This is a genomic window from Humibacter sp. (assembly GCF_051954055.1).
In the GTDB taxonomy this organism is placed as follows: domain Bacteria; phylum Actinomycetota; class Actinomycetes; order Actinomycetales; family Microbacteriaceae; genus Humibacter.
The window spans coordinates 1-3296 of the sequence record NZ_JBQCIE010000120.1; the positions used below are offsets into that span (position 1 = coordinate 1).

At 69.9% G+C, this 3296-nt stretch carries 3 protein-coding genes; 2 read left to right on the forward strand and 1 reads right to left on the reverse strand.

The annotated features are described in order from the left end of the window. Positions 1–245, reverse strand: a 245-nt coding sequence (locus tag ACTHNC_RS15740) for an MFS transporter (RefSeq protein WP_440295566.1), incomplete at its 3' end; no start/stop codon positions are given. Positions 246–561: 316 nt separating this feature from the next. Here ACTHNC_RS15740 and hemB point away from each other — a divergent pair. Then, positions 562–1488, forward strand: a complete 927-nt coding sequence (gene hemB, locus ACTHNC_RS15745; protein WP_440295568.1) for a porphobilinogen synthase — start codon at positions 562–564, stop codon at positions 1486–1488. After that, positions 1485–2888 carry a glutamate-1-semialdehyde 2,1-aminomutase gene (locus ACTHNC_RS15750; RefSeq protein WP_440295567.1) on the forward strand — a complete coding sequence of 468 codons (1404 nt, stop codon included), beginning with the start codon at positions 1485–1487 and terminating at the stop codon, positions 2886–2888. Before hemB ends, ACTHNC_RS15750 begins: the two co-directional genes overlap by 4 nt. Positions 2889–3296 lie beyond the last annotated feature (408 nt).

A 3296-nucleotide genomic window follows, 5' to 3' on the forward strand; every position in this document is an offset into this window, starting at 1 on the left:
GGTCCGAACCGGTCGCCGAGTCGTCCCATCAGCGGCTGACCGGCGGCCGACGCGAGGTAGAACGCCGTGATGACCCAGGTGGCCTCGGCGATGCCGAGCGCGAACGTCTTCTGCAGGTCGACGAGCGCGACGGCGATCATCGACGAGTTCAGCGGGTTGAGGGCCGTGCCGAGGCTGAGGCTCGCGACGGCGAGGCCGGTGCGGCGTCGTCGCGCTTCGGGATGCGTGGGGGTGGCGTCGCTCACGATCCCGCCATACCCACGGATCCGATCGTAGTCAGCCGGGCGCGAACGTTCGGCGCGCCCGGGCTCACGCCCACCCCGAAGCGACACTAGGTGTATGCGACGAGACCTGGTGCCATACGCCTAGCCTCGGCGCATACGCCCAGTCTCACCGGAGGTCGTGCCGTACCGGAGGTGGTGCCGCACCGGCCGGGCACCGGTCCGCCGGTGGGACGGGCGGCCCCCGAGCGAGCACACAGGGCGCACCACCTAACCTGGAACGGTGAACGACGTGCTGCATCCGACTGTTCGCCCCCGACGTCTCCGCACCACAGCCGCCATGCGCCGCCTGACCGCCGAGACGCGGCTGCACCCCGCCGAGCTGATCCTGCCGGTCTTCGTGCGCGAGGGCATCCGCGAGCCTCAGCCGATCGTCTCGATGCCCGGTGTCGTACAGCACACTCTCGACAGCCTGAAGGGCGCGGTGAATGAGGCGGCCGAGGCCGGCATCGGCGGCATCATGCTCTTCGGCGTGCCAGAGACGCGGGATGCCGTGGGCAGCGGCGCGACCGACGCCGACGGCATCCTCAACGTGGCGACCCGAGCGGCGGTTGGCGAGGCCGGCGACGCGCTGGTGGTGCAGACCGACCTCTGTCTCGACGAGTTCACCGATCACGGCCACTGCGGAGTTCTGGATGCCGCTGGCCGCGTCGACAACGACGCCACCCTCGAGCGCTACCGCGACATGGCGCTGGCGCAGGCGGATGCCGGCTCGCAGATCCTGGGCCTCAGCGGGATGATGGATGGCCAGGTCGCGGCGGTGCGCGACGCGCTCGACGGGGAAGGGTTCACCGACACCGCCGTGCTCGCATACGCCGCGAAGTATGCGTCCGGCTTCTACGGACCGTTCCGAGAAGCGGTGGACTCGCAGCTGCAGGGCGATCGGCGCAGCTACCAGCAGGATCCGGCCAACCGACGCGAGGGTCTGCGCGAGGCACGGCTCGACCTCGACGAGGGTGCGGACATCCTCATGGTCAAGCCCGCCATGTCCTACCTCGATGTGCTCAGCGACGTGGCGGAGATCAGTGATATTCCCGTGTGGGCATATCAGGTCAGCGGCGAGTATTCGATGCTCGAGGCGGCCGCGGCCAACGGATGGATCGATCGCGATCGCGCCGTGCTGGAGACGCTGACGAGCATCCGTCGCGCCGGCGCCGATGCGGTGCTGACGTACTGGGCTGTCGAGGTCGCGAGGTGGCTGAGGTGAGCCACGGCGACGCCAACGACCGCGAGTTCGAACGCGCGCAGCGCGTGATCCCCGGCGGGGTCAACTCTCCGGTGCGTGCGTTCCGCTCCGTCGGCGGTGCCCCGCGCTTCCTCGTGGCGGCGAGCGGACCGTACGTGACCGACGTCGACGGCCGCGAGTACGTCGACCTCGTGGCCTCATGGGGCCCGGCGATTCTCGGGCACGCTCATCCCGAGGTCGTGGCAGCGGTGCAGGATGCCGCGGCTCGCGGACTGAGCTTCGGCGCGTCGACGCCGGCCGAGTCCGACCTCGCCGAACTCGTGATCGATCGGCTCTCGGTCACGCCCGGCGCGCACCAGCTGCCGGGACGCTCGCTCGTGACGACGCGCCTCATCGACGAACTGCGCCTGGTCTCGACCGGCACCGAGGCGACAATGACGGCCATCCGGCTCGCTCGCGGGTTCACCGGCCGCGACCTGATCGTGAAGTTCTCGGGTCTCTATCACGGCCACTCCGACGGCCTGCTTGCGGATGCCGGCAGTGGGCTGGCAACGCTCGCGCTGCCTGCGTCCGCCGGCGTTCCCGCTCCGATCGCGGCGCAGACCGTCGTGATCCCCTACAACGATCGCGACGCGGTGCGTGAGGTCTTCGCAGAGCACGGACCGCGCATCGCCGCGATCATCGCCGAGGCGGCTCCCGCGAACATGGGCGTCGTGCCGCCGGCGCCCGGATTCAATCAGTTCCTCGCCGACACGGCCCACGCGAACGGTGCGCTGCTCATCCTCGACGAGGTGCTCACCGGCTTTCGCGTCGGCCCCGCCGGCTACTGGGGTGAGACAGCGTTCACCATCCGCGAGGAAGGCGACGGCAGCCGCACGCTCGTCTCGCCGACGTACCTGCCCGACATCGTGACCTTCGGTAAGGTCATCGGCGGCGGGATGCCCCTTGCGGCACTCGGCGCCCGCCGCGAGATCATGGAGCGGCTCGCCCCCGTCGGACCGGTCTACCAGGCGGGCACGCTCTCCGGGAACCCGGTCGCCGTCGCCGCGGGGCTCGCCACGCTGCGTCTCGCGGATGCGGACGTCTACGCGCGTCTCGACCACGTGGCGGCGGTCATCTCCGGCGCCGTGGACGATGCCCTGACGGCATGCGGTGTTCCGCACGTCGTCTCGCGCGCCGGAAACCTGTTCAGCATCCAGTTCCGCGACACTCCGGCGGTCGACTACGCGGGCGTGCAGGCACAGGATGCCTACCGCTACGGCCCGTTCTTCCACGCGATGCTCGACGCAGGCGTCTCACTGCCGCCGAGCGTGTTCGAGGCCTGGTTCGTCACGGCCGCGCACGACGACGAAGCCGTCAACCGCGTGCTCGACGCGCTGCCCGCGGCCGCTCGGGCCGCAGCATCCGCTCGCCCCGAGTAGCTCGCTCCGCCGAGACTAGGGATGCCGCGCCGACGCTACGGTCGTTGTCCGCAGTCTCGCCGCGGAAGTCGTAGTGTCGCCGGCGAGTCCGTAGTCTCGACGTCGAGTTCGTAGTCTCGGGGTCGCGGCCCGGTGCGGGCGAGCGCCGTCTACCGCATCACCTGCTCACCGGTTCAAGTCGCTAAGTCTGCCCTTTTGGATGCCTCAAAACGGCAGACTTCGCGACTTGAAGCGCGCACCGCGCATACGCAAAGGGGCCGCCCGCGCGAACGCGGACGGCCCCGGTGTGACGCGCGAGACTACTGGTTGGCCTTGGCCAGCTGCTCGAGAGTCGAGTTGTTGGAGTACGCGGTGACGGCGTTCTCCTTGGTGACCAGGATCGGCGTGAGCGCCTTGTACGGAACGGTG